Source organism: Croceitalea sp. P059 (assembly GCF_031846365.1).
In the GTDB taxonomy this organism is placed as follows: Bacteria; Bacteroidota; Bacteroidia; order Flavobacteriales; family Flavobacteriaceae; genus Croceitalea; species Croceitalea vernalis.
Window position 1 is genome coordinate 58,333 of the sequence record NZ_JAVRHW010000006.1, and the last position, 23,318, is coordinate 81,650.

28 protein-coding genes and 5 tRNA genes are annotated in these 23,318 nt (G+C 33.8%); 22 read left to right on the top strand and 11 right to left on the bottom strand.

The genetic code is table 11. The features are described from left to right. Positions 1 to 63: 63 nt before the first annotated feature. The gene (locus RM542_RS14410) at positions 64 to 1,377 is read left to right on the top strand and encodes an ATP-binding protein (protein ID WP_311386457.1); all 1,314 of its coding nucleotides are present in this window, start codon (positions 64 to 66) and stop codon (positions 1,375 to 1,377) included. Positions 1,378 to 1,396: 19 nt separating this feature from the next. On the opposite strand, the gene RM542_RS14415 is transcribed toward RM542_RS14410, so the two are convergent. The 11 genes from RM542_RS14415 to RM542_RS14465 all read right to left on the bottom strand — a co-directional run bounded on the left by RM542_RS14415 (position 1,397) and on the right by RM542_RS14465 (position 10,263). Continuing rightward, positions 1,397 to 1,909, bottom strand: coding sequence for a hypothetical protein (locus tag RM542_RS14415; protein ID WP_311386458.1), 513 nt, complete (start codon positions 1,907 to 1,909; stop codon positions 1,397 to 1,399). A 57-nt stretch (positions 1,910 to 1,966) separates the two neighbouring features. Continuing rightward, the gene (gene trpA / locus RM542_RS14420) at positions 1,967 to 2,731 is read right to left on the bottom strand and encodes a tryptophan synthase subunit alpha (RefSeq protein ID WP_311386459.1); all 765 of its coding nucleotides are present in this window, start codon (positions 2,729 to 2,731) and stop codon (positions 1,967 to 1,969) included. Between the two features lie 3 nt (positions 2,732 to 2,734). Further along, positions 2,735 to 3,919 carry a tryptophan synthase subunit beta gene (trpB, locus tag RM542_RS14425; protein WP_311386460.1) on the bottom strand — a complete coding sequence of 395 codons (1,185 nt, stop codon included), beginning with the start codon at positions 3,917 to 3,919 and terminating at the stop codon, positions 2,735 to 2,737. Continuing rightward, the gene (locus RM542_RS14430; protein ID WP_311386461.1) at positions 3,916 to 4,590 is read right to left on the bottom strand and encodes a phosphoribosylanthranilate isomerase; all 675 of its coding nucleotides are present in this window, start codon (positions 4,588 to 4,590) and stop codon (positions 3,916 to 3,918) included. Before RM542_RS14430 ends, trpB begins: the two co-directional genes overlap by 4 nt. Continuing rightward, positions 4,587 to 5,372: an indole-3-glycerol phosphate synthase TrpC gene (trpC, locus tag RM542_RS14435; protein WP_311386462.1), complete on the bottom strand. Its 786-nt coding sequence runs from the start codon at positions 5,370 to 5,372 to the stop codon at positions 4,587 to 4,589. Before trpC ends, RM542_RS14430 begins: the two co-directional genes overlap by 4 nt. Beyond that, positions 5,369 to 6,364 carry an anthranilate phosphoribosyltransferase gene (gene trpD, locus RM542_RS14440; RefSeq protein WP_311386463.1) on the bottom strand — a complete coding sequence of 332 codons (996 nt, stop codon included), beginning with the start codon at positions 6,362 to 6,364 and terminating at the stop codon, positions 5,369 to 5,371. Before trpD ends, trpC begins: the two co-directional genes overlap by 4 nt. Next, positions 6,365 to 6,934, bottom strand: a complete 570-nt coding sequence (locus RM542_RS14445) for an aminodeoxychorismate/anthranilate synthase component II (protein ID WP_311386464.1) — start codon at positions 6,932 to 6,934, stop codon at positions 6,365 to 6,367. Continuing rightward, the gene (locus RM542_RS14450) at positions 6,935 to 8,332 is read right to left on the bottom strand and encodes an anthranilate synthase component I family protein (RefSeq protein WP_311386465.1); all 1,398 of its coding nucleotides are present in this window, start codon (positions 8,330 to 8,332) and stop codon (positions 6,935 to 6,937) included. It abuts the gene before it with no gap. A gap of 237 nt (positions 8,333 to 8,569) precedes the next feature. Then, positions 8,570 to 9,145, bottom strand: a complete 576-nt coding sequence (locus tag RM542_RS14455) for a YceI family protein (protein WP_311386466.1) — start codon at positions 9,143 to 9,145, stop codon at positions 8,570 to 8,572. Between the two features lie 37 nt (positions 9,146 to 9,182). Then, positions 9,183 to 9,815: an NAD(P)H-dependent oxidoreductase gene (locus RM542_RS14460; RefSeq protein WP_311386467.1), complete on the bottom strand. Its 633-nt coding sequence runs from the start codon at positions 9,813 to 9,815 to the stop codon at positions 9,183 to 9,185. Between the two features lies 1 nt (position 9,816). Further along, positions 9,817 to 10,263, bottom strand: coding sequence for a MarR family transcriptional regulator (locus RM542_RS14465; protein WP_311386468.1), 447 nt, complete (start codon positions 10,261 to 10,263; stop codon positions 9,817 to 9,819). A 132-nt stretch (positions 10,264 to 10,395) separates the two neighbouring features. Between RM542_RS14465 and RM542_RS14470 the strand changes: the two genes are divergently transcribed. The 21 genes from RM542_RS14470 (at position 10,396) to nusG (ending at position 23,313) form a co-directional block, all read left to right on the top strand. Further along, positions 10,396 to 10,944 carry a TlpA disulfide reductase family protein gene (locus RM542_RS14470; protein WP_311386469.1) on the top strand — a complete coding sequence of 183 codons (549 nt, stop codon included), beginning with the start codon at positions 10,396 to 10,398 and terminating at the stop codon, positions 10,942 to 10,944. Between the two features lie 3 nt (positions 10,945 to 10,947). Beyond that, positions 10,948 to 11,565: a thioredoxin family protein gene (locus RM542_RS14475; RefSeq protein WP_311386470.1), complete on the top strand. Its 618-nt coding sequence runs from the start codon at positions 10,948 to 10,950 to the stop codon at positions 11,563 to 11,565. Positions 11,566 to 11,635: 70 nt separating this feature from the next. Then, entirely contained in the window at positions 11,636 to 11,947 is a 312-nt protein-coding gene (locus RM542_RS14480; RefSeq protein ID WP_311386471.1) for a rhodanese-like domain-containing protein, read from the top strand. Beyond that, on the top strand, positions 11,944 to 12,456 hold the full coding sequence (locus RM542_RS14485) for a DinB family protein (RefSeq protein ID WP_311386472.1): 513 nt from the start codon (positions 11,944 to 11,946) through the stop codon (positions 12,454 to 12,456). The genes RM542_RS14480 and RM542_RS14485 overlap by 4 nt, the downstream gene beginning before the upstream one ends. Before the next feature lie 21 nt (positions 12,457 to 12,477). Further along, positions 12,478 to 13,761 (top strand): DUF2851 family protein, encoded by a 1,284-nt coding sequence (locus RM542_RS14490; protein WP_311386473.1) that lies wholly within the window; start codon positions 12,478 to 12,480, stop codon positions 13,759 to 13,761. Positions 13,762 to 13,769: 8 nt separating this feature from the next. Further along, positions 13,770 to 13,997 carry a PspC domain-containing protein gene (locus RM542_RS14495; protein ID WP_311386474.1) on the top strand — a complete coding sequence of 76 codons (228 nt, stop codon included), beginning with the start codon at positions 13,770 to 13,772 and terminating at the stop codon, positions 13,995 to 13,997. A 2-nt stretch (positions 13,998 to 13,999) separates the two neighbouring features. Continuing rightward, on the top strand, positions 14,000 to 15,007 hold the full coding sequence (locus RM542_RS14500) for a potassium channel protein (RefSeq protein WP_311386475.1): 1,008 nt from the start codon (positions 14,000 to 14,002) through the stop codon (positions 15,005 to 15,007). Positions 15,008 to 15,093: 86 nt separating this feature from the next. Continuing rightward, positions 15,094 to 16,707 carry an alanine/glycine:cation symporter family protein gene (locus RM542_RS14505; protein ID WP_311386476.1) on the top strand — a complete coding sequence of 538 codons (1,614 nt, stop codon included), beginning with the start codon at positions 15,094 to 15,096 and terminating at the stop codon, positions 16,705 to 16,707. Positions 16,708 to 16,716: 9 nt separating this feature from the next. Further along, positions 16,717 to 17,583, top strand: coding sequence for a helix-hairpin-helix domain-containing protein (locus tag RM542_RS14510; RefSeq protein WP_311386477.1), 867 nt, complete (start codon positions 16,717 to 16,719; stop codon positions 17,581 to 17,583). A gap of 10 nt (positions 17,584 to 17,593) precedes the next feature. Continuing rightward, positions 17,594 to 18,763, top strand: a complete 1,170-nt coding sequence (locus RM542_RS14515) for an acyl-CoA dehydrogenase family protein (RefSeq protein WP_311386478.1) — start codon at positions 17,594 to 17,596, stop codon at positions 18,761 to 18,763. 106 nt (positions 18,764 to 18,869) lie between these two features. After that, entirely contained in the window at positions 18,870 to 19,064 is a 195-nt protein-coding gene (gene rpsU, locus RM542_RS14520; protein ID WP_055393644.1) for a 30S ribosomal protein S21, read from the top strand. Positions 19,065 to 19,197: 133 nt separating this feature from the next. Next, positions 19,198 to 20,088: a tyrosine-type recombinase/integrase gene (locus RM542_RS14525; RefSeq protein WP_311386479.1), complete on the top strand. Its 891-nt coding sequence runs from the start codon at positions 19,198 to 19,200 to the stop codon at positions 20,086 to 20,088. Positions 20,089 to 20,142: 54 nt separating this feature from the next. Next, positions 20,143 to 20,445, top strand: coding sequence for a ribosome hibernation-promoting factor, HPF/YfiA family (gene hpf, locus RM542_RS14530; protein WP_311386480.1), 303 nt, complete (start codon positions 20,143 to 20,145; stop codon positions 20,443 to 20,445). Between the two features lie 101 nt (positions 20,446 to 20,546). Further along, positions 20,547 to 20,620 (top strand) — tRNA-Thr (locus RM542_RS14535). Positions 20,621 to 20,644: 24 nt separating this feature from the next. Further along, a tRNA-Tyr gene (locus RM542_RS14540) sits at positions 20,645 to 20,726 on the top strand. A 99-nt stretch (positions 20,727 to 20,825) separates the two neighbouring features. Continuing rightward, positions 20,826 to 20,898: transfer RNA gene (locus tag RM542_RS14545), tRNA-Gly, on the top strand. Between the two features lie 83 nt (positions 20,899 to 20,981). Beyond that, a tRNA-Thr gene (locus RM542_RS14550) sits at positions 20,982 to 21,053 on the top strand. Between the two features lie 49 nt (positions 21,054 to 21,102). Then, complete coding sequence (gene tuf / locus RM542_RS14555) at positions 21,103 to 22,290, top strand: elongation factor Tu (protein WP_311386481.1); 1,188 nt, start codon at positions 21,103 to 21,105, stop codon at positions 22,288 to 22,290. A gap of 122 nt (positions 22,291 to 22,412) precedes the next feature. Continuing rightward, positions 22,413 to 22,485: transfer RNA gene (locus RM542_RS14560), tRNA-Trp, on the top strand. Positions 22,486 to 22,568: 83 nt separating this feature from the next. Further along, complete coding sequence (secE, locus tag RM542_RS14565) at positions 22,569 to 22,757, top strand: preprotein translocase subunit SecE (RefSeq protein WP_311386482.1); 189 nt, start codon at positions 22,569 to 22,571, stop codon at positions 22,755 to 22,757. A gap of 4 nt (positions 22,758 to 22,761) precedes the next feature. After that, complete coding sequence (gene nusG, locus RM542_RS14570) at positions 22,762 to 23,313, top strand: transcription termination/antitermination protein NusG (protein ID WP_311386483.1); 552 nt, start codon at positions 22,762 to 22,764, stop codon at positions 23,311 to 23,313. Positions 23,314 to 23,318: the final 5 nt, after the last annotated feature.

Here is a 23,318-nt window from a genome sequence, read left to right on the forward strand (position 1 = left end):
ATACTTAAGTTAAAATGTAAGAAAATACATCGTTTATCGTTAACTGTTATATAAAACCCCCAAATGGTGATTGATATAAATTCATTTTCTAAAGATAATCAAGTGCTTGTTCCTATACGAAAGACAAGTATTATTTTTCATGCCTTAATTGTTTTGGTACTTGCCGGATTAGCGACTAATTTTTTTATAGAATATGGAATTGGAGGGTTAAATAAATATGCCTTAAAACATTTAATAGTTTTCTTTACTGTATTGATAACGGCAATAAGTTGGAAGTTAAATTGGGTTTCAACGAGTTTGATGTTCTTGATTTTAGTCTATATAAATATTATTTCCTCAACCATTTATTTGCCATTTAGGGTAGAAGATTCCACAACAAACTTTGAAGGTTATTTTTTGCGTGTTCAGATGATAGTTTTTGTAATGGGATTACTTCTTGCTGTTTTTGAAAAACCTTATCATCAATTAGTTGTTATAGTTTATAATACAATATATATCACATCATGTATCATTTTAATGCCTGAAATGCCTTTAGGTAAGTTCATTCTAGCGTTTATAATTATCTCTTCTATTGGTGCTATTAGCTATTTTGTTTTCAAGAAGGTGATTGTTATGCGACAAGATTTACATGAACAAAATGCGCTTAGCTTAAAGCAGAATTTGGAATTACAGGAATTAACTAGTTTTAGGAAAGAGATAGTTCAAATTATTGCACATGACTTGAAAACACCAATTCATCAAATTTCAATTCTTGCCGAAATAACTAAAAATTCAAAATCTGAAGTGGACCGAAACAGCAATCTTGATTTACTTAAAAATTCGGTGGACAAAACATATACCATGTTAGAAGGGCTTCTTGATTGGGCTATGCAAACTGATGATACTATAAAAAGCTATATGCACCTTGATATCAGAGCAGTTGTAGAAGATTTAAAAGAACAGTTTTCTGAGAAGTTGAACTATAAAAAATTGATTGTTTCTAACGGATTTTCAAGTGATTTTAAATTATTTTACTCTAAACAAGTTTTTGAAACCGCAATGCGTAATTTATTAACGAATGCTATTAAGTTTTCACCGGTTGACGAAAAAATAGAAGTAGCGGCAACAGAACATGTTAATTATTATTCTTTTTCTATAAAAAATAAAGCTCGGGCTATTGATATTACAAAACTAGAACAAGTTAATAGAGGTGAACAAGTGGAGAGTGCTCTAGGTACTTCGTATGAAAAAGGTTCCGGAAAAGGATTATCCATTGTAAAACAAATGCTTGCAAAAAATAACGGCGAATTGCATTTGAATGCTCTTAAAGACGGAGTCGAAGCTGTTTTGAAAATATATAAAAGAGATGTTTTAGTTGAAACAAAACAGGCGAGCTAAATAAAGGAATTAAATAGTTTTAAAAACTATAACCAAATCCTACATAAAACCATTCTGCTGCACCAAGTCCTGTTCTAAATACAAAACCTTTTGGACTTTGTTTTCTATACCCCAGAGAAATACTTGGATAAAATTGGCTGTCATCCACACCTCCTTCAATAAAATCATCACTAGTGCTAGAATCAAAAAAATAACCGAGACCAACACCAATCTCTAGATGGTCATTTCCTTTTCCAGTTAGTCCAGTAAATCCTAAACTTGTTAGAAGCCCTGTACCACTATTTGTATCACTAAAATTTAATGTTGCATTACCTCCGACCTTTGTAGTAAAATAATAGGATTTAAAAAAGCTTTTTGCCTTTTTTGCTATAAGTCTATCATAGGTTATGTGAGCTGAATTAAGTACTACAAAAGAACCAAGTGAAAAATTGAAAACATTTTTAGAAGCTTCATTGGAATTGAGTTCTTGAGCGTTTAATGATAGTGCAAAACAGCTTGTAGTTAATAATAAAAATGTAGTGATGCTTTTCATTTCCAGCCGTTATTATTAGTTCTAAAGATGTTACTCTTTTATTTGGTTGCTTATTTTTTATCCAACTATTGATGTAACAAATTCTCTAATTTTATTTTTCCCATTAGTGGTCAAATGTTTAATAAAAGCGGAGCCAATAATAGCTCCTTTTGCACTTTTAGTGGCCTGTTCGAATGTTTCTGCATCTTTAATGCCAAAGCCCACAATTTGTGGATTTGCTAGATTCATTGTCCCAATTCTTTTAAAATAATCTTCCTGTTCATTTCCGAATCCAGATTTTGAACCTGTAACACTAGCGGAGCTGACCATATAGATGAAACCGTTTGAAGCTTCATCAATCTGACGTATGCGTGTTTCGCTTGTTTGAGGTGTTATTAGAAAAATATTTAATAAGCCATTTTTTTCAAAAATTGCTTTGTATTCTGATTCATATACATCTAAAGGTAAATCCGGCATTATAATTCCGTCAATTCCAATCTGATTACACTTTTCGCAAAACGCTTCAACTCCATATTGAAGCATAGGATTAAAATATCCCATAACGATTAATGGAATTGAGATTGTTTTACGAATGTCTTTAAGCTGTTCAAAAAGCGTTTCAGTTGTCATTCCATTTTTCAAGGCAGCTGTTGAACTATCTTGAATTGTTGGACCATCTGCCAATGGGTCGCTAAAAGGTAGCCCAATTTCAATCATATCAACACCATTTTTCTCAAGGTCCTCAATGATTTGAACTGTATCGTTTAAAGCAGGGTAACCAGCAGTGAAATATATGGAAAGAAGTTTTTTATCCTCCAGCATTTTTTGGTTTATTCTATTCATAATTTAAGCTAACTTAAAATAGTCTATATAGGTTTGCAAATCTTTATCACCACGACCTGACAAACTGATTACAACTAAATCATTCGGTTTAAAGACTTTATGTGAAAAAATGGCAAATGCATGTCCCGTTTCAATTGCCGGAATAATACCTTCTAATTGAGATAATTCTAATCCAGCGGTCATGGCTTCATCATCCGTGGCAGAATAAAACTCAGCTCGACCCGATTTGAATAAATGCGAATGCATTGGACCTACACCTGGATAATCCAAACCTGCAGAGATAGAATAAGGCTCTGTTATTTGACCATCTAAAGTTTGCATTAACATGGTTTTACAACCATGTATGATACCTACTTTACCTAAAGCTGAAGTTGCGGCACTTTCACCGGTTTCAACACCCTTGCCAGCAGCTTCAACAGCAATGATTCCAACTTCTGGTTCATCTAAAAAATGATGATAAGTTCCAGCGGCATTACTGCCACCTCCAATACAGGCAACCACATAATCAGGATTTTCACGACCTTCTTTTTCTTTTAATTGCCATTTAATTTCTTCGGAAATTATAGACTGGAACCTGGTGACCATATCAGGGTAAGGGTGAGGACCAATAGCGGAACCAATTATGTAATGCGTGTCAACAGGATTGTTAATCCAATCACGAATAGCTTCATTAGTTGCATCTTTTAAAGTTCTACTGCCTGATAAAGCAGGTCGTACTTCTGCCCCTAACATTTTCATTCGAGCCACATTTGGAGCCTGACGTGCAATATCAATTTCGCCCATGTAAACAATACACTTCATTCCCATTAATGCGCAAACTGTGGCAGTTGCGACGCCATGTTGGCCAGCTCCGGTCTCAGCAATGATTCGAGTTTTACCTAGCTTTTGAGCCATTAAAATTTGACCTATGGTATTATTTACCTTATGAGCACCAGTGTGGTTTAAGTCTTCTCGTTTTAAGTAGACCTTACAGTTATGTTTTTCAGATAATCGTTTGGCGAAATACAATGGAGAAGGCCTACCGACGTAATCTTTGAGCAGTTGGTGAAATTCCTTTTGAAAGGACTCTTCATACATAATTTGCACATAGTTTTGTCGTAATTCTTCTACATTTGGGTAGAGCATTTCAGGAATGAATGCACCACCAAATTCACCATAATATCCTTTTTCGTCAGCGTGATAAGTCATTGGTTGTCAATTACAATTTTTTTAAATTTTTTTAAATCATCAATATTTTTTAATCCAGGTTCATCTTCAAATCGACTATTTACATCAATGGCATGACAGTACTTTGATTCCGGTTTTTTTAGAAATTCTTCAATCTGTCTTAAATTATTTAATCCAATGCCACCACTTAAAAAATAGGGTTTGGTTGATGGATAATTTTCTAGAATGGACCAATCGAAGGTATATCCGTTTCCCCCAGGTAATTTTCCTTTTGTATCAAATAAGAAGTAATCACAGACTTCTTCGAAAGGTTGTAAAACCGAAAAATCAAATTCATTCTTGATGGAGAACACTTTGATAATCTTCGTGTTTTTGCACTCCCACGATTTAACGAGTATATCCGCCTCGTTTAACTTGAATGCTTCCGCCTTTTTAAATTTTTTCAAATAGTCAATAGATTCATTGCCATGAAATTGAACTGCATCCAATTTATGTTTCAAAGTCAATCTGATAACCTCTTCGATTTTTTCATCAACAAAAACACCTACCTTTTTAATTCCTGTAGCAAGAGAAGGAAATTCTTTATCAAAATAGCGTGAAGATGATTCCCAAAATATAAAACCCAAATAGTCAGGCTGTAATTTTGCAACCGTCTCAGGATTATATTTCATTCCGCACACTTTCAGTTTCATTTCACTAAATTTTGTATAAATGCATTAGCAGCTTTCCCAGGATTTTCAGCTTTCATAAAGTTCTCGCCAATAAGAAAACCTTGATAATCATATTCTTTTAATTCCTTAATGGCCTTAATAGAGCTAATTCCGCTTTCAGAAACTTTTACAAAATCATCTGGGATTAAAGCGGAAAGATGCTTGCTAGTGTCCAAACTCACATTAAAAGTCTTTAAATCACGATTATTAATTCCTAGCATATCTAAACTTGGCATGATAGATTTATGTAACTCTTCTTCATTATGCACTTCAAGCAAGACTTCTAAATCTAAACTTTTGGCTAATTCAGAAAATGCTTTTATCTCATGTTTTGACAATACTGCGGCTATTAAAAGAATCACATCAGCACCGTTCGCTTTAGCTTCTAAAATTTGATACTCATCAATAATAAACTCTTTTCGTAAAAGTGGCATTGTTACAGACGCCCTTGCCAACAGTAAATCTTCTAAAGAACCACCAAAATACTTAATGTCAGTTAAAACACTCATTCCACAAACACCGGCATTTTCATAAGCTCTAGCAACTAAGCCGACATTGGTATTTTGATTTATGGTTTGTTTAGAAGGTGACCGACGTTTGTGTTCGGCAATGATACCAGTATTGCTTTTTCGTAAAGCGGAAGCTAAAGATTGTCCACTTCTTTCAAAAAGATTGGATTGTTCTAATTGTGAAGCAGGAATTAAACTTTTTTTAAGTTCAACCTCATTTCTTTTATCAGCTACTATTTTATCTAAAATATTCATGAGGCACTAATTTTCTGTAACTTTTTTAGAGCTATTGAACCATTACCATTCAACAATGATTCTTTAGCTTTCTCAAATCCGTCCTTTACCGAGATTTCTTCGACTGTTGCTATAGCAACACCTGCGTTCGCACAAACGACGTTGTTTTGTGCTTCGCTGCCATTACCATTTAATATATTTAAGAAAATTTGAGCTGATGCTGCAACATCTTCTCCACCAACAATTTCGTTGGCACCTATAGCGTTTAAACCAAAATCAGCAGGTTTAATAATACCTTCAGAACCATTAGAAATGGTTTTTGTATCACCAGTCAGACTTATTTCATCATAACCATCTAGAGCATGTAGCACAGTAAAATTCTTATCTGTATTTTGATATAAGTAACCGTACATTCGTGCTAATTCTAAATTAAAAACCCCAACCATTTGGTTTTTAGGAAAAGCCGGGTTTACCATCGGGCCTAGCATATTGAAAAAGGTTTTAACTGCTAGTTCTTTGCGAATAGGAGCAACATTCTTCATTGCTGGATGAAACAAAGGAGCATGTAATACACAAATGCCGGCTTCTTCAATTGATTTGGTTAAAAAATCAGCTTCATTGCTAAATTTGATACCTAAAAACTCCATTACATTGCTACTTCCGCATTTGGAAGAAACCCCATAATTACCGTGTTTAGTCACCTTAATTCCAGCCCCAGCTGTTACAAATGAGGCTAATGTTGAAATATTGAAAGTATCTTTACCATCTCCACCAGTTCCACATAAATCAATAGGGTTATAAGCTGATAGATCTACTGCCATACAAAGTTCTAATAAAGCATCTCGGAAACCCTCTAACTCTTCTATAGTGACGCTTCGCATCATATAAACAGTTAAGAAAGCCGCAATCTGACTAGTATTATAATCCCCTTTAGCTATATTAACCAATACCCTTTTAGCATCTTCTTTTTCAAGAATTTCATGATTAATAAGTCTATTCAATATTTCTTTCATCTATCCGCGATTTAACCAATTTTTTAAAATTTGTTTTCCATTCGGTGTTAGTACTGATTCCGGATGAAATTGAACTGCTCTGATATCAAATTCTTTATGTCTGAGTGACATTATTTGACCATTCTTATCGAGTGAGGTTGCCTCTAAACAATCGGGTAAATCTTCTTGAACAACCCATGAATGGTATCTTCCCACTTCTAATTTTTGAGGAAGGTTTTTGAAGATGTAATCATCTTGAATAATATCTATTTTGGTCGATACACCATGATAAACTTTATCAAGATTTATTAGCTTACCACCATAAACTTCACCAATAGCTTGCTGACCTAAACAGACCCCAAACATGCGCTTGCTTGGGCCATATTTTTTAATTATTTGTTTTAATAGCCCAGCTTCATCAGGAATTCCGGGACCTGGAGATAAAACCATTTCATCAAAATCATCGACTTCATCGAGGGTCAGTTGATCATTTCTTTTGACTACTAAAGTGCAACCTAGGTCTTCTAAATAGTGCACTAGATTAAAAGTGAAACTATCGTAATTATCTATCATTAAAATCTCTCTTTTCATCTAGATAGTTTCAGCAATTTCAAGAGCCTTGTTTAATGCTCCCAGTTTATTATAAGTTTCTTGTAATTCATCTTCAGCATCTGAGGCGGCAACTAACCCTGCTCCAGCCTGAAAATGTAATTCATGGTTTTTACTTAAAAAAGTTCTTATCATAATTGCATGATTGAAGTTGCCTGAAAAGTCCATAAAACCAATAGCACCTCCATAATACCCTCTACTAGTTTTTTCATACTTTTCAATGAGCTGCATAGCCCTGTGTTTTGGTGCCCCACTCAAGGTACCTGCGGGAAAAGTATCTGCGACAATTTTTAAGGTAGCTATATCTGGTTTTTTCATACCCGTAACTTTGGACACTAAATGAATTACATGTGAAAAATATTGAACTTCTCTATAGGTCTCCACATTTACCAAATTTCCATTTCTACTCAAGTCATTTCTAGCCAAATCAACTAACATTACATGCTCGCTATTTTCTTTATCATCTTGAGCTAATTGTTTTGCCAATTCTGCATCTTTTTCATCATTGCCTGTCCTTTTATAGGTGCCTGCAATAGGGTGAATTTCTGCTTTTCCATCTTTAACAATAATTTGAGCTTCTGGTGAACTTCCAAAAATTTTAAAATCACCATAGTCGAAAAAGAATAAGTAAGGTGATGGATTTATAGAGCGTAACGCTCTGTAAACATTGAATTCATCTCCTTTAAATCTTTGAGAAAATCTTCTAGACAACACCAACTGAAAAACATCTCCGCGTTGACAATGCTTTTTTGCCAATGCAACATGTTCTTTAAAAGCATCATCTTCTAAATTGGTTTTAACTGAACCTTCTTTAGAAAAATTATAAGAGGCAAAACTTCTAGCTTTAAGTACTTGTTCAATTTCCGCGATATTATTTTCTGAATCATAGCAATGCGCAAAAAGATAAGCTTCGTTTTTAAAATGATTGATAGCAATAATGTTTTGATAAACAGCATAATAAATATCGGGAATGACAACTGAATTCTCCTTTTTTGATATAGCTACATCTTCAAAATATCTTACGGCGTCATATGCCATGAAGCCAAATAAACCATTTGTAATAAATTTGAAATCTTGATTTTCGATATTGAATTGTCTACTGAATGCGTCAATTTCTTTTGTTACGTCAATATTTTTCGTGATTTCAATTTTTTCTATAGCTCCGTCAGGAAACTCTTTAACAATCACTTCATTTTCAATTTTAATGGAAGCAATTGGGTTACAGCAGATATATGAGAAACTATTGTCATTTGCATGATAATCACTACTTTCTAGCAAGATACTGTTAGGGTATTTATCACGTATTTTAAGATAAACGCTTACCGGTGTTATAGTGTCCGCTAAAATCTTTTTGTAATATGTTTTAAGTTCAAAGGCCATAAGTAATGCTATAAATTGAAAAAGGCTTGTCGTGATGACAAGCCTTTATATATTTTTAAATAGGGACTAGTTCACGAATGTTGTCGTAAAGTATTCCACCACCAAGTGTTATTCAATGTTTTCATTGGTTCAAATATAGAAATGTATTTTAAACTTTCAAACAAAGTTCTGTGATAAAAAAATATCCTGCCATTAGGCAGGATATTTTCCTTTTCTTTTTCAAAGTTTATGAATGACTTAGAATTCTAAATCAACCACTAAATCAAATTCATCATAGATGGTCTTGTCTCCTAAATCGTCAAAGAAACTTCCTGAACCATATTTTACATTGTACTGTGCTCTATCTACTTTTAAAGTTGCAGTTGCTTTACTCCCGTAAACAGAAACATCAAATGTTACTGGTTTAGTAATACCTTTTATGGTCAAATCACCTGTTACTTTGTAAGAGTTCTTTCCAGAAGCTTCTACATTGGTAAATACCAAATTGGAAGTTGGATTAGAAGCTGTAGCAAAGAAATCATCAGAATGTAAATGACCATCTAGTTTTCCTTTTGCGCCACCTTCTAAATCAGTGGTATTAATGGTGGTCATATCTACAGTGAATTCACCGCCTGTTAATTTACCTTCATCAAACATAAGTGCACCTGACTTAAGGGCGATTGTACCGGTATGAGAGCCCGTAACTTTATAGGCTTTCCATGTGACTGTACTTGCGTCAGTTTTCACTTCTTTTTTTTCTCCTTCAACAGGACCAGCAATTGCAGTGGCACCAAAAATTACGGTTAGGGCTAAACTTAAAACGTTCTTTTTCATGATTTTAAAATTAATTGTGTTTACTAGATTTAATAATTTATATATATGTAAATAATTCTTCTTTTGATTGACGTACTTTGGCGTAATGCTGAGTTTCATCTTCTACGGAACGATAGCCAATAGGCAATGCAACTGAGGCATTCAAGTTTTTTTCTGATAGGCCTAAAATAGTATTGTATTTATCAGCTTCAAATCCTTCCATTGGGCAAGTATCAATTTTTAGCTCTGCAGCTGCTTGCATTAAATTGCCCAAGGCGATATATGTCTGTTTCTCAGTCCAATTTGCCTTGCTTTCTAAACTCAAATCAAGCAATTTAGATTTCATAAAATCCCCGTATCCTTTTAATCCTTCTTCTGAAATATTACGGGTTTCAGATACATTTTTTAAATAATCATCCATCAATTCAGGTCCGAAATCCGTTTTGTTTGCAAAGACAATAATATGTGATGCATCGGTAATCTGAGATTGATTCCAAGAAACAGGTCTAAGTTTATCTTTTATCTCCTGGTCCGTAATAACAAAAATATGATAGGGTTGAAGACCATAAGATGAAGAACTTAATCGCGTAGCCTCTATTAAGAGTGCTAAATCTTCTTCAGAGACCTTTTTAGTGTTATCAAATTTCTTGGTGGCATAGCGCCACGTCCTATTTTCTATTATACTATTCATTCTAAAACTTATCTAATAATCTATTTAAATTCTCTAATTCTTTTGCAGTAAAATTTTTAAGAGCGTCACTTTCAGCATTTTTCATTGATTCACTCATTTTTACCAAAACATTTTCACCTTGTCCGGTAATAAAAATTTCAACTTTTCGTCTATTTGATTCACAGACACAGCGCTTTACATACCCCTTTAAAATTAATTTATCAACTAATCTCGTTGTATTACTCATCTTTGAAACCATGCGTTCATTTAAAGTAGAAAGATTGGCTGGCTGTCCTTTTTGCCCTCTCAAAATACGTAAAACATTAAACTGTTGTAGTGAAACTTCAAAAGGTTTAAGAGCATTACCCATAGTTTCCTTTAGCTTATTATTAACCAGAGATAAATGAATTATTGTTCTTGTCCCTAACGGAATCTCTTTCTTCGTTTTAATAATTTCTTCTACATTCATGTTATTACAACAATTGTATATACAAATGTATATTGATTATTTTAATTTACAGTTAACGACACTCGCTAATCTTTTGTTAAAATTAAAATGGAGAAAACTTCATTGATTAATTTTAAGCCTTAAATCACTGGTATGAAGCCACTTTATTTAATCGTTTTTTTTACCTTTTTTATCTATGGATGTAATTCAGCTGCGGATAAAAAGAATAAAGAGAAAGAAATCAATGACACCGAACTAGAAATTCATAATGAAACTAGTACAGTAGATTTTCCAATTTATGATTATGAAGGTTTAGAGCCTTTATTGAATAGAAAAGACGACAAAACATATATTATCAACTTTTGGGCTACTTGGTGTAAGCCCTGTGTTGAAGAGATGCCTTCTTTTGAAAAAACGTTTGAAGAACAAAAAGAAAATGGTGTAGAAATGCTTCTGGTAAGCTTAGATATGCCTACAATGTGGGAAAAAAGGTTGGTGCCATTTGTTGAAGCGAATGAATTAAAAGGTGAGGTAGTTATTTTAGATGATCCTAAAATGAACGACTGGATTCCTAAAATTGATAAAAATTGGCAAGGAGGTATCCCTGCTACTTTGATTTATAATAGGGACAAAAGGATTTTTTACCCTCATGGATTCACCTATGAGGAGTTGAATACGGAGTTAAACAAATTCATAAATTAAGCTATGAGAAATTTAAAGTCTTTTGGATTAGTTACAATGTTGTTCATTTTGACAGCATTTGTTAAAAATGACAATCCAATTCTTCTGGGATATAAAGTAGGAGACATCGCTTCTGATTTTTCCCTTAAAAATATTAATGGAGAAATGATTTCTTTATCTGATTATAATCAGGCTAAGGGTTTCTTGGTAATTTTCACTTGCAATACCTGCCCTTATGCAGTTGCTTACGAAGATAGAATTATAGCATTAGACAAAAAATATAAGCCATTGGGTGTGCCAGTAGTTGCCATAAACCCTAATAATCCAGAAATCCAATCTGGAGATAGTTTTGAAGCGATGAAGGTTCGTGCACAAGAAAAAGGCTTTACGTTTCCTTATCTTTTTGATGAAGGACAAAAGATTTATCCAAAATACGGTGCACAACGCACTCCTCATGTTTATTTATTAGAGAAAACTAAGGTTGGTAATATCGTTAGATACATTGGAGCTATAGACGATAACTACCAAGACGAAAGTCAGGTAGAAGAGAAATTTGTAGAAATAGCCGTTGATAATATGCTTTCAGGGAAAGAGATAGAGATAAAAACTACAAGAGCAATAGGTTGTTCGATAAAAGCTTAAATAAAAATGATATTTATCATTGAGTTCTAGATATTGACTTTTATTTTTGAAACCTAATTATAAGATTAAGATGGATTTGACACAAGAAGAGTGGACCGAACAATTGAAAAATGACGATAATGCTTTTGTCTTAGACGTTCGTACGCCTGAAGAACTCGAAGAAGGAGCTATTGCAAATGCAACTAACATTGATATTTACCTGGGACAAGGTTTTATGGATGAAATTCAAAAATTGGATACTTCTAAAAATTACTATGTCTATTGTCGATCAGGTAATCGCAGTGGGCAGGCTTGTGCCATATTAAATAGTATTGGAATTGAAAATACATTTAATTTAGATGGTGGTTTTATGAATTGGGAAGGAGAAGTTGTTAATCTTTGAGATTTCCATATGACATTATATCCCAAATAGAACAAAACTACCATGTTTTTCAAGCTAGTCTTTCCGGTATACCAAAAGAGCTTGAACTTTTTAAGATAAATTCCGAATCTTGGTGCCTTTTAGAGATTATTTGTCATTTATTAGATGAAGAAGTTTATGATTTTAGAACTAGAATAAAACATATTCTAGAAACTCCAGAATTTTCTTTTAAACCGATTAGTCCAACAACCTGGCCTATTGACCACCAATATTTACATCAAAATTTTCAAGAGATATTATTAAAGTTTCTAGAAGAACGAAATCAATCCGTGATTTGGTTAAAAGGGCTAAAGACAGTATCATGGGAACTTTCAACAATACACCCAGAAAAAGGAGCTATGTCGGCGAAAACATTTTTAGAGAATTGGTTAGCGCATGACTTTTTGCATATTAGACAAATAAATGCTCTTAAAAGAGCTTATTTTAATACAAACTCAAGTGATAATTTAACTTACGCAGGTAATTGGTAAACTATTTTCTATTTTAGTTCCATGCGTGAAGATTTACTTCATTTTATCTGGAAGACACAAAAATTCACTACAAATAAACTTGAGTCATCAAAGGGTGAGCAAGTACAAGTGCTCTTACCCGGAAATCATAATCACAAGGGAGGGCCTGATTTTTTCAACTCAAAAATTGTAATTAATAATCAAATATGGGTTGGTAATGTTGAAATACATCTAAAATCTTCTGATTGGTATGCTCATAGTCATGAATTGGATGATAAATATGACAATGTAATACTTCATGTGGTATGGGAAGATGATATTGCCGTTTTTAGAAAAGACAAGACTGAAATACCAACATTGGTTTTAAAAAGCATCGTACCAGATGAGTTGCTTAATTCCTACCAAGGTTTATTGAATAATTCAAAAAGAAAATTTATTAACTGCGAAAAGAATTTTTCAGAGATGGATTCTTTTTTATTAGAAAACTGGTACCATAATCTTTATTTTGAACGTCTGGAACAAAAGACGAGTTTGGTTTTTGGTCTTCTTGAGCAAACTAATAATGATTGGGAAAAAGTTTTGTTTACCATGCTCTTAAAGAATTTTGGCCTTAATCTTAATTCAGATTCTTTTTATTCATTAGCACAGGCATTAGATTTTTCAATTGTTCGAAAACTACAAAACAATACTCTTGGGTTAGAAAGTGTTTTATTTGGCATGTCGGGTTTATTAGATAAACCTGAGTTGACAGATGCCTACTATTTAGAACTTAAAAAGGAATTTAACTATCAATCAATCAAATTTGAACTAAGAACTAAACATGTTCAATCCCCAGAAATGTTTGGCCTTAGGCCCCATAATTTCCCAACAATTCGTTTGTCTCAAATTGCCAATCTATATAGTTTAAACCATAACTTGTTTGATGATTTAATCAATTCTAATTCAGTGACTAGAATGGAATCAATTTTAAAAGTTTCTGCAAGCGACTATTGGAAAAGTCATTTCACCTTTGGAAAAGAATCAAAAGTTAGTTCTAAAACAATGACTAAAAATTTAATTGATTTATTAATAATTAATACAGTTATTCCATTAAAATTCTGTTATGCCAAAAAACATGGAAAAGAAATTAACGATGAGCTGATTGGGTTGATTTCAACCTTAAAACCTGAAAGCAATTTTATTATCACTGGTTTTGATAAAATTGGAGAAAAAACGTTTAATGCTTTAGAAAGTCAATCAAAAATTCAATTATATAATTGTTATTGCACAAAAAATGAATGTTTGAAATGTTTTATTGGAGTCAAGCTTTTAAATCGAAATACCTAATTTTGATTATGCGGTGGATTTATGACATCTTATATTATTTTCAAAAAAGAGGATTCGAAGTCTGCAGAAGAATTGCCGAGCGTTGGGGAATTCGGGCCCGTGTTGTAAGAACAACTTTTATATATCTAACCTTTGCCACTTTGGGCTTTGGTTTTGCATTATATCTTTTTATTGCTTTTTGGTTGAAGATAAAAGACCTAGTTTATACCAAACGAACTTCAGTATTTGATTTGTAATTATGTTTAGACTATTCCGTTCAAAAATTGCAATTGCACTGACCATGATGGTAGCAATTTTTTTGGTTGGGGTTTTTGGATATCGGATAATAACTGACTTTACATGGGTTGAGTCAATTTATATGACAATAATTACTGTAACTACAGTTGGTTTTAAAGAAGTCCGACCTTTAGATTCCAACGCACAAATATTTACCGTATTTTTAATTGTAAGTAGCGTTTTTATTTTTGGTTTTGCTATTTCAGTGATTTCAGAATATATACTGAGTAGAAATTCTTTACAGCTTTTAAAGAAAAAAAGAGTGAAAAATAAAATTAAGAGTTTATCAAATCACATTGTAGTCTGTGGTTATGGAAGGAATGGGCGACAAGCTGCAGAGAAACTTACAGCTTACAATAAACCATTTGTGGTAATTGAAAAAAGTAAAGAGTTGATTGAAGCTAATGAAGAAGAAATTCTTTTTGTTGAAGGCGATGTCAATGAGGACGAAGTATTGCTTGAGGCTGGTATTGATAAAGCTCAATATTTGGTTGCTGCTCTCCCTGATGATGCTATTAATCTTTTCGTGGTACTTTCTGCCCGACAAATGAATAAAGACCTATTTATTATAAGCAGAGCCTCGCAAGTCAACTCCGTTAAAAAACTTGAATTTGCTGGTGCGAATAAAGTTATTATGCCAGATAAAATTGGAGGTGATCATATGGCGTCCTTAGTGGTTATGCCAGATCTCGTAACCTTCATGGATAAGCTATCGGTTGAAGGTGAGCACACCACCAATTTAGAAGAAGTTGAGATTGAGGATTTTAAAGGACAGCTTGATTGTAATTCTATCCGAGATTTAGACCTAAGGCGTAAGACTGGATGCACAATTATTGGGTACATAAGACCAGACGGACATTATATTATTAATCCAGAAGCCGATTTGCAGTTAGAATCAAAAGGTAAAGTCATTGTTTTAGGCCGTCCTGAACAAATTGATAAGCTAAATCAAATGTTTCAACTAGATTAGTTTAACATCCAATAAATTTGATTCCATTGAATTTTTTTAGGATATTGTCAGCTTTACGTCAAATTAACATAACCAAATAACGTATTATGAAGTATAGACTTCTTTCATTTTTTGCATTATTATTACCACTCATTAGTTTTTCTCAAGAAACAACAGAACCTGGGCTTGACGAAAGAATTAATGCTTGGTTTGAACCTATTACCGCTGTGTGGGAAGGAATAGTCTTTTGGCAAGTACCCGGAACAGGCATTCCTTTGGTAGTAATAATACTGGTATTAGGAGCTTTATTTTTTACAGTCTATTTTGGTTTTATAAATATTAGAAAGTTTCCTTTAGCAATAAATGTTGTTCGAGGTAAATACGACGATTTAGAAGGGGCAGAGGGTCACGGAGTTGAAAAAGCTGAGGTTAATATCGTGGATGGTGATTTACCTGATACCATAAAGGATGAAAGCGAAGAGGGTGAAGTAAGTCATTTTCAAGCATTGGCAACTGCAGTTTCTGGCACAGTCGGTTTAGGAAACATTGCGGGTGTAGCTTTAGCTATTGCTATTGGAGGACCAGGAGCTACTTTCTGGATGATATTATGTGGACTTTTAAGTATGTCAACAAAATTTGTTGAATGTACTTTAGGTGTCCAATACCGTGATGTTGGAGAAGATGGCACTGTGTATGGCGGTCCAATGTATTATTTGTCTAGAGGTCTTAAAGAAAGAGGCTTTACAGGTTTAGGGAAGTTTTTAGCGGTGGTTTTTGCCATACTTTGTGTTGGAGCATCTTTCGGTGGTGGTAATGCAGTTCAATCAAACCAAGCAGCAGAACAATTGATTGGTATGATGGGTATGGAAGGTGGATCTTCAGGATTTTATATAGGGATAGTTTTAGCTCTTGTTGTTGGTGTAGTTATTATAGGTGGTATAAAGAGAATTGCTCAGGTAACTGAGAAAATTGTTCCTTTTATGGCTGTTATTTATGCGATAGCATGTCTAATAGTGATTTTTGCGAATTTCTCTTATATAGATGATGCATTCGGACTAATTTTTAAAGGAGCTTTTACACCTGAAGCCGGTTTAGGTGGTTTATTTGGTGTTCTAATTGTTGGTTTTAGAAGAGCGGTGTTTTCAAATGAAGCTGGAGCTGGATCTGCAGCTATTGCCCATTCAGCAGTAAAAACAAAGTATTCTGCAAGTGAAGGTATTGTTGCCTTATTAGAACCTTTTATTGATACCGTTGTAATTTGTACAATGACTGCTTTAGTTATCATTTTTTATAATAGTGGCGGCGTATTTGAATATGGCGGTGATGGTGCAGGAAATGTGCTAATTGATGGTATGAATGTTGGTGGTGTTACTTTAACCTCTCAAGCCTTTCAATCGGTGATTCCTTGGTTTCCATATGTTTTAACGCTTGCTGTTCTACTTTTTGCTATCTCAACTATGATTTCATGGTCTTATTATGGTTTACAGTCTTGGAAGTATCTTTTTGGAAGAAGCAAGGCCGCTGATTTATGTTACAAAGTCTTGTTTATAGCATTTATAATAATCGGTGCTTCTGCGTCCATGGGAGCTGTTTTTGCTTTTTCAGATGCAATGATTTTAGCATTGGTATTTCCTAATATGATAGGTTTACTTATCCTTTTTCCAAAGGTTAAAGAAGAGCTTAATAGATATTTAGGTGCGATAAAAACTATGGGCAAATAATATATAAAATTGAAAAATTTTAAATCCCACTTTAAGTTCAATAAACAAGAACGAAGTGGGATTTTCTTTTTAATACTGCTCATTATCGTATTACAAGGAATTTACTTTTACATCAAGACAAATCCTTTAAATGACAGTATCGTTCATCTGAATCAAATTGAGCAAAAAAAAATAGACAGTCTTAAAAAAGTAGCTTCTCAAAAAAAAGTTTTAAGAATTTTTCCTTTTAATCCAAACTTTATAAGCGATTATAAGGGATATACTTTAGGAATGTCACCTAAGGAAATTGATAGATTACATCTATTCAGAGAAACGAACAAGTTTATCAATTCTAAAGAAGAATTTCAGCAAGTAACTTTAGTTTCAGACTCCTTGTTAGGGGTTATAAGTCCATTTTTTAAATTTCCTAATTGGGTCTCGAATGAAAAGGTTGGTTTCCAAGAGCGAGGGCAATTTATTTCTAGAAAAGAGAAAACAATAATTCAAAATCTAAACACTGCTAGTGCCAGTCAATTAAAATCAATAAGAGGCATTGGAGATAAGCTTTCTACTCGCATTATAAAGTTTAGAGATAGACTAGGAGGTTTTTTGATAAATGAACAGCTATACGATGTTTATGGCCTAGAGCCTAATGTTGTGGAAAGTACGCTAGAAAAATTTCAAGTTTTAAACCCTCCAACAGTTAATAAGATAAATATTAATACAGCAACCATATTAGAGATTAGTAGTTTGGTATATATTCCTTATCAAGTTGCTATAGAAATTGTAGAATATAGAGAGCTTCAAGGAAGGATAAAATCCTTTGAACAATTGACCCTAATTGAAGGTTTTCCAGCTGAGAAACTCGAGAGAATAGTCCTATATTTGTCTCTTTAAAAAAACAACTATGAATAGTATGTACTTCACTGAAGAACATCAACTTTTTAGAACCAGTCTTAAAGATTTTCTACAAAAAGAAGTGGTTCCACATATTGATAAATGGGAAGAAACAGGTAAGATAGATAACTTCATTTGGAAAAAGTTTGCTGACATGGGATATTTTGGTTTAGCAACACCAGAATCTGAAGAAGGTCTTGGACTTGATTTATTTTATACGACGATTTTATTAGAAGAACTACAAAAGATAAATTCTGGAGGTTTTGCTGCTGCTATTTGGGCTCATGTTTATTTGGCTATGACACATTTAAATAAAAATGCTAATAAATCACAGAAAGAGGCCTATTTAATACCCAGTGTAAATGGAGATAAAATAGGCTGTTTAGGTGTAACAGAACCTTTTGGTGGTAGTGATGTTGCGGGTATGCGCACAACTGCGATTAAAGAAGGTGATTTTTACATTATCAATGGCTCAAAAACATTTATTACAAATGGCGTTTATGGAGATTATATAATTCTTGCAGTTAAGACTGATGTTTCTGCAGGGAATAAGGGAATTAGCTTAATTATAGTAGATTTAAAAAGTGACGGTGTTTCTTCAAACAAACTTAATAAATTGGGGTGGAGAGCATCAGATACTGCAGAACTTGCTTTTGATAATGTAAAAGTACCCGTTCAAAATTTAATGGGAGAAGAAGGGACAGGTTTTAACTTTATAATGGAAGCCTTTGCTCTTGAACGCCTTGCTATGGGTATAAATGCTCATGCTAGGGCAGAATATGCTTTGGAGTATGCGTTGAATTATATGTCAGAACGCGAGGCTTTTGGTCAAACTATAAGTAAATACCAAGCGCTTAGACATCGTTTTGTTGATTTATATGCCGATGTGGAAATGTGTAAACAATTTAACTATGCTGTAGTTGCTAAACTTGAAAAAGGAGAATATGCAGTGAAAGAGGCCACTATCTCTAAGTTAAAATCAACAAAAATAGCCGATGAGGTGATTTATAACTGTCTTCAGTTTTTAGGAGGTTATGGATACATAGAAGATTACCCAATGGCTCGACTTTTAAGAGATAGTCGTTTAGGCCCTATTGGTGGCGGTACTTCTGAAATTTTGAAAGAAATAGTTGCAAAAATTGTAATTGATAAAAAGGAGTATAAGTCTCCTAATAAATAGGATTAAAAAAAACTAGAAATAGTTCTTTTTTAAAATAAATTCATTCGTATATTTGCACTCCTGTTTTATAACGGGAAATAGTACTAAAGAAAGGAGGTTGTAGCCAATGTTAATTATACCAGTAAAAGAAGGAGAAAATATCGATAGGGCTTTAAAGCGCTTTAAGAGAAAATTTGATAAAACGGGTACGATGCGTCAATTACGCAAACGTCAACAGTTTACGAAACCTTCAGTAAAGCGAAGAGCTGAAATCCAAAAGGCAGAATATATTCAAGGCCTTAGAGATCAAGAAGAAATTTAAAGTCTTAAGATTCTAAATAAAATACAAATCCTGTTCAATTTAATTGAACAGGATTTTTTTGTTTCAATTGCTATAAACACTATATGTTTATTTGCTTTCCACCCTGTTCTGAAGAACTTTGTAACTTTACTACATGTCATTAGAGGCCTTTACATCATATCTATCCATAGAAAAAAACTATTCTTCTCATACAGTAAAGGCTTATCAAAAAGATTTAACTGAGTTTAAGAAATATTGTCTTAGAATTTATGATCTTAAAGTTATTAAGGATGTAGAATATACTTTGATTAGAAGTTGGGTTGTTTCATTGGTAGATGCCGGAATCTCAAATAGAACAATTAATAGAAAAATTGCTTCCTTAAAAGGTTACTACAAGTTTCTTCAAAAAATTGGTGTATTGGAAAAAAACCCTTTGGCTAAACATAAAGCTTTGAAAACAGAAAAGAAGCTTGAGGTTCCCTTTTCAGAAATTGAAATGGATAAAGTTTTAAAACAAATACCTTTTGAGGATGATTTTGAAGGTGTACGTAACAAATTAATGATAGAGTTGCTTTATGCTACTGGTATGAGAAGGGCAGAACTTATTAATTTAAAAGTACATGACATTAATAGCACACGAACAACTATAAAAGTACTTGGAAAACGCAATAAGGAACGGATAATACCATTATTGTCCTCTATGTCGTTACTCTTTAACTCATATCTATTACGGAGATCTGAGATAGAATTACAAGAAGAATTGCCTTTTCTTTTTTTGACAAAATCTGGTCATAAGTTATACGAAACTCTTGTTTATAGGGTTATAAATAAGTACTTTAGTATGGTATCACCTAAGATAAAAAAGAGTCCGCATATTCTCAGACATACCTTTGCAACTCACTTATTAAATAAAGGAGCTGATTTAAATGCGGTAAAAGAGTTGTTGGGCCACTCGAGTTTGGCATCCACCCAGGTATATACACATAATAATATTGCCGAACTAAAGAAAGTACACCTTACTGCCCATCCTAGAAACAAAGAGTAAAGTTCTTTGTAATGTTTAACTTGTTTGCTAACGGCAAACTTAAATACTTAATTTATGAAGGTAAATGCACAATCTGTAAATTTTGCTGCTGACGGAAAGCTAATCGATTTTATACAAAATCGAATGGATAAGCTAGAAACGTTTTATGATAAAGTAATCAGTTCAGACGTATATCTTAAAGTTGAAAACACTAGTGAAAAGGAAAATAAAATTGTTGAAATTAAAGTGCATGTGCCTAGGGATCAGTTTATAGTTAAAAAACAATGTAAGTCTTTTGAAGAGGCAGTTGATTCCGCTTGTAGTTCATTAGAACGTCAATTAGTTAAAAAGAAGGAAAAAATGAGGGCGCATGCTTGATTAAAATTTTTCATAATTTGTTTTGATTAAAAGAATAAATATATACATTTGCAGTCCGTTAGAAATAACGGGCTTTTTTTGTGCTAAAAAGTAGGTGATAAGCCGATGTAGCTCAGCTGGCTAGAGCAGCTGATTTGTAATCAGCAGGTCGTGGGTTCGAGTCCCTCCATCGGCTCATAAAATACTGAAAATCAAGTGAGGGGAGATACTCAAGCGGCCAACGAGGGCAGACTGTAAATCTGCTGACTATGTCTTCGCAGGTTCGAATCCTGCTCTCCCCACTTAGTGCAAAAGAGTATTAAGTTTTAAATTTTCAAATTCATGTAAAAAATGAATTTATTGAAATTTAAGTTTTGAAATATTGAAATTATTAAAAAATTGCGGGAGTAGCTCAGTTGGTAGAGCGTCAGCCTTCCAAGCTGAATGTCGCCGGTTCGAACCCGGTCTCCCGCTCTAAAAAGTCATTTCTGTGAAAGCAGAAATCTCTTCCTAATTAATGGGAGGACTATGTTAAAGTAGTTGTTTCAACACTTTACGCCGGTGTAGCTCAGGGGTAGAGCGTTTCCTTGGTAAGGAAGAGGTCACGAGTTCAAATCTCGTCATTGGCTCATAAACGATTTGTACACTAATATAAACTAAGATTAAAATCATTTCAAAATGGCAAAGGAAACTTTCGATCGTTCCAAACCGCACTTAAATATTGGTACCATTGGACACGTAGATCACGGTAAAACTACATTAACTGCGGCTATTACAACTGTTTTAGCAAACGCAGGTTTGTCTGAGCTTAGAAGCTTTGACTCAATTGATAATGCCCCTGAAGAAAAAGAAAGAGGTATTACAATTAACACATCTCACGTTGAGTATGCAACGGCGAATCGTCACTATGCGCACGTAGATTGTCCAGGTCACGCGGATTACGTTAAGAACATGGTAACTGGTGCTGCTCAAATGGACGGTGCAATTTTGGTTGTAGCTGCTACTGATGGTCCTATGCCACAGACTCGCGAGCACATCCTTTTAGGACGTCAAGTTGGTATTCCACGTATTGTTGTTTTCTTGAACAAAGTTGACATGGTTGATGATGAAGAGCTTTTAGAGCTTGTTGAAATGGAAGTAAGAGAATTACTTTCTTTTTATGAGTATGATGGAGACAACGGTCCTGTAATTTCTGGTTCTGCACTTGGTGCTTTAAACGGAGAACAGAAATGGGTTGACACTGTTATGGAATTAATGGCAGCTGTTGATGATTGGATTGAACTTCCAAAAAGAGATGTTGATAAAGATTTCTTAATGCCTGTAGAAGATGTATTTACTATTACAGGTCGTGGTACTGTTGCAACTGGTCGTATTGAGACAGGTGTTGCAAATACAGGTGATGCTGTAGATATCATTGGTATGGGAGCTGAAAAACTAGCTTCTACAGTGACTGGTGTTGAAATGTTCCGTAAGATTTTGGATAGAGGTGAAGCTGGTGATAATGTTGGTATCCTTTTGAGAGGTATTGAAAAGACTGATATTAAAAGAGGAATGGTTATTTGTAAGCCAGGTTCTGTTACACCGCACGCTAAATTTAAAGCTGAGGTTTATATCTTGAAAAAAGAAGAAGGTGGTCGTCACACGCCATTCCATAACAACTATCGTCCACAATTTTATGTTAGAACAACTGATGTAACTGGTAATATTGCTTTGCCAAGTGGTGTTGAAATGGTAATGCCTGGTGATAACTTAACTATTGAAGTTGAGTTGATTCAGCCAATTGCACTAAGTGTTGGTCTGCGTTTTGCTATCCGTGAAGGTGGTAGAACTGTAGGTGCTGGTCAGGTTACTGAAATCACTGATTAAAAATATTTGTAATCATAGTTTACGCTAAAAGGGTGTCCGTCAAATGACGGATACCTTTCGGTGTAAATAGAAACGGGTGTAGTTCATTTCTATTTTATTTGGAAAAATGTAGCTCCACAATTACGGGCGTAGCTCAGTTGGTAGAGCACTGGTCTCCAAAACCAGGTGTCGGGAGTTCGAGCCTCTCCGCCCGTGCAGTTTGAAATTAAAGCCCAATAGGGTAATAAGTTTTATGCAAAGCAAAATTAGCTAAGCATTAAAGAGTAAAAATTTATTTTATGTTGACGTACGTTAGAGAATCTTGGGAAGAATTAAAGAATAACGTGACTTGGTTAAGCAGGGAACAAGCTTCAAGTCTTATGGTAATTGTTGCAGTTTTCTCAATTTTATTTGCGTTAGCAACTTGGGGTGTTGATTCAGTCTTTAGTAAATTGATTCAGTTGTATTTTGATAATTTAATAGGATAAGCTGATGTCAGAGGTATTAGAGAAAAAATGGTACGTTGTCAGAGCAGTAAGTGGACAAGAGAACAAAATCAAAGGATATATTGAGAGTGAGGTTGAAAGACATGGTTTTGCTGACTACTTAGAAGATGTTTTGGTGCCAACCGAGAAGGTAATTCAGATTCGGAATGGTAAAAAAATCAATAAGGAAAGAACATACTTTCCTGGCTATATTATGATTAAAGCCAATTTAGGTGGAGAAATGGTTCATATCATTCGTTCAATCACCAATGTTATTGGTTTTTTAGGTGAAGTTAAAGGAGGTGACCCGGTTCCTTTGAGAAAAGCTGAGGTTAATAGAATGCTAGGCAAAGTTGATGAACTTGCTGTAAATACTGATAATATCTCTATTCCATTTGTGATTGGAGAAACTATAAAGGTTATTGATGGTCCTTTCAACGGTTTTAATGGAACTGTGGAAAAAATCAATGAAGAAAAGCGTAAACTCGAAGTAATGGTTAAGATTTTCGGAAGAAAAACGCCTTTAGAATTGAGTTATATGCAGGTAGAAAAAGTTTAACAAGA

What these genes read in the sequence shown, in the direction of transcription:
- RM542_RS14410 (WP_311386457.1), top strand. Translation starts at nt 64, where the DNA reads ATGGTGATTGATATAAATTCATTTTCTAAAGATAATCAAGTGCTTGTT.
- RM542_RS14415 (WP_311386458.1), bottom strand. Translation starts at nt 1,909, where the DNA reads ATGAAAAGCATCACTACATTTTTATTATTAACTACAAGCTGTTTTGCA.
- trpA (WP_311386459.1), bottom strand. Translation starts at nt 2,731, where the DNA reads ATGAATAGAATAAACCAAAAAATGCTGGAGGATAAAAAACTTCTTTCC.
- trpB (WP_311386460.1), bottom strand. Translation starts at nt 3,919, where the DNA reads ATGACTTATCACGCTGACGAAAAAGGATATTATGGTGAATTTGGTGGT.
- RM542_RS14430 (WP_311386461.1), bottom strand. Translation starts at nt 4,590, where the DNA reads ATGAAACTGAAAGTGTGCGGAATGAAATATAATCCTGAGACGGTTGCA.
- trpC (WP_311386462.1), bottom strand. Translation starts at nt 5,372, where the DNA reads ATGAATATTTTAGATAAAATAGTAGCTGATAAAAGAAATGAGGTTGAA.
- trpD (WP_311386463.1), bottom strand. Translation starts at nt 6,364, where the DNA reads ATGAAAGAAATATTGAATAGACTTATTAATCATGAAATTCTTGAAAAA.
- RM542_RS14445 (WP_311386464.1), bottom strand. Translation starts at nt 6,934, where the DNA reads ATGAAAAGAGAGATTTTAATGATAGATAATTACGATAGTTTCACTTTT.
- RM542_RS14450 (WP_311386465.1), bottom strand. Translation starts at nt 8,332, where the DNA reads ATGGCCTTTGAACTTAAAACATATTACAAAAAGATTTTAGCGGACACT.
- RM542_RS14455 (WP_311386466.1), bottom strand. Translation starts at nt 9,145, where the DNA reads ATGAAAAAGAACGTTTTAAGTTTAGCCCTAACCGTAATTTTTGGTGCC.
- RM542_RS14460 (WP_311386467.1), bottom strand. Translation starts at nt 9,815, where the DNA reads ATGAATAGTATAATAGAAAATAGGACGTGGCGCTATGCCACCAAGAAA.
- RM542_RS14465 (WP_311386468.1), bottom strand. Translation starts at nt 10,263, where the DNA reads ATGAATGTAGAAGAAATTATTAAAACGAAGAAAGAGATTCCGTTAGGG.
- RM542_RS14470 (WP_311386469.1), top strand. Translation starts at nt 10,396, where the DNA reads ATGAAGCCACTTTATTTAATCGTTTTTTTTACCTTTTTTATCTATGGA.
- RM542_RS14475 (WP_311386470.1), top strand. Translation starts at nt 10,948, where the DNA reads ATGAGAAATTTAAAGTCTTTTGGATTAGTTACAATGTTGTTCATTTTG.
- RM542_RS14480 (WP_311386471.1), top strand. Translation starts at nt 11,636, where the DNA reads ATGGATTTGACACAAGAAGAGTGGACCGAACAATTGAAAAATGACGAT.
- RM542_RS14490 (WP_311386473.1), top strand. Translation starts at nt 12,478, where the DNA reads ATGCGTGAAGATTTACTTCATTTTATCTGGAAGACACAAAAATTCACT.
- RM542_RS14495 (WP_311386474.1), top strand. Translation starts at nt 13,770, where the DNA reads ATGCGGTGGATTTATGACATCTTATATTATTTTCAAAAAAGAGGATTC.
- RM542_RS14500 (WP_311386475.1), top strand. Translation starts at nt 14,000, where the DNA reads ATGTTTAGACTATTCCGTTCAAAAATTGCAATTGCACTGACCATGATG.
- RM542_RS14505 (WP_311386476.1), top strand. Translation starts at nt 15,094, where the DNA reads ATGAAGTATAGACTTCTTTCATTTTTTGCATTATTATTACCACTCATT.
- RM542_RS14515 (WP_311386478.1), top strand. Translation starts at nt 17,594, where the DNA reads ATGAATAGTATGTACTTCACTGAAGAACATCAACTTTTTAGAACCAGT.
- rpsU (WP_055393644.1), top strand. Translation starts at nt 18,870, where the DNA reads ATGTTAATTATACCAGTAAAAGAAGGAGAAAATATCGATAGGGCTTTA.
- RM542_RS14525 (WP_311386479.1), top strand. Translation starts at nt 19,198, where the DNA reads ATGTCATTAGAGGCCTTTACATCATATCTATCCATAGAAAAAAACTAT.
- hpf (WP_311386480.1), top strand. Translation starts at nt 20,143, where the DNA reads ATGAAGGTAAATGCACAATCTGTAAATTTTGCTGCTGACGGAAAGCTA.
- tuf (WP_311386481.1), top strand. Translation starts at nt 21,103, where the DNA reads ATGGCAAAGGAAACTTTCGATCGTTCCAAACCGCACTTAAATATTGGT.
- secE (WP_311386482.1), top strand. Translation starts at nt 22,569, where the DNA reads ATGTTGACGTACGTTAGAGAATCTTGGGAAGAATTAAAGAATAACGTG.
- nusG (WP_311386483.1), top strand. Translation starts at nt 22,762, where the DNA reads ATGTCAGAGGTATTAGAGAAAAAATGGTACGTTGTCAGAGCAGTAAGT.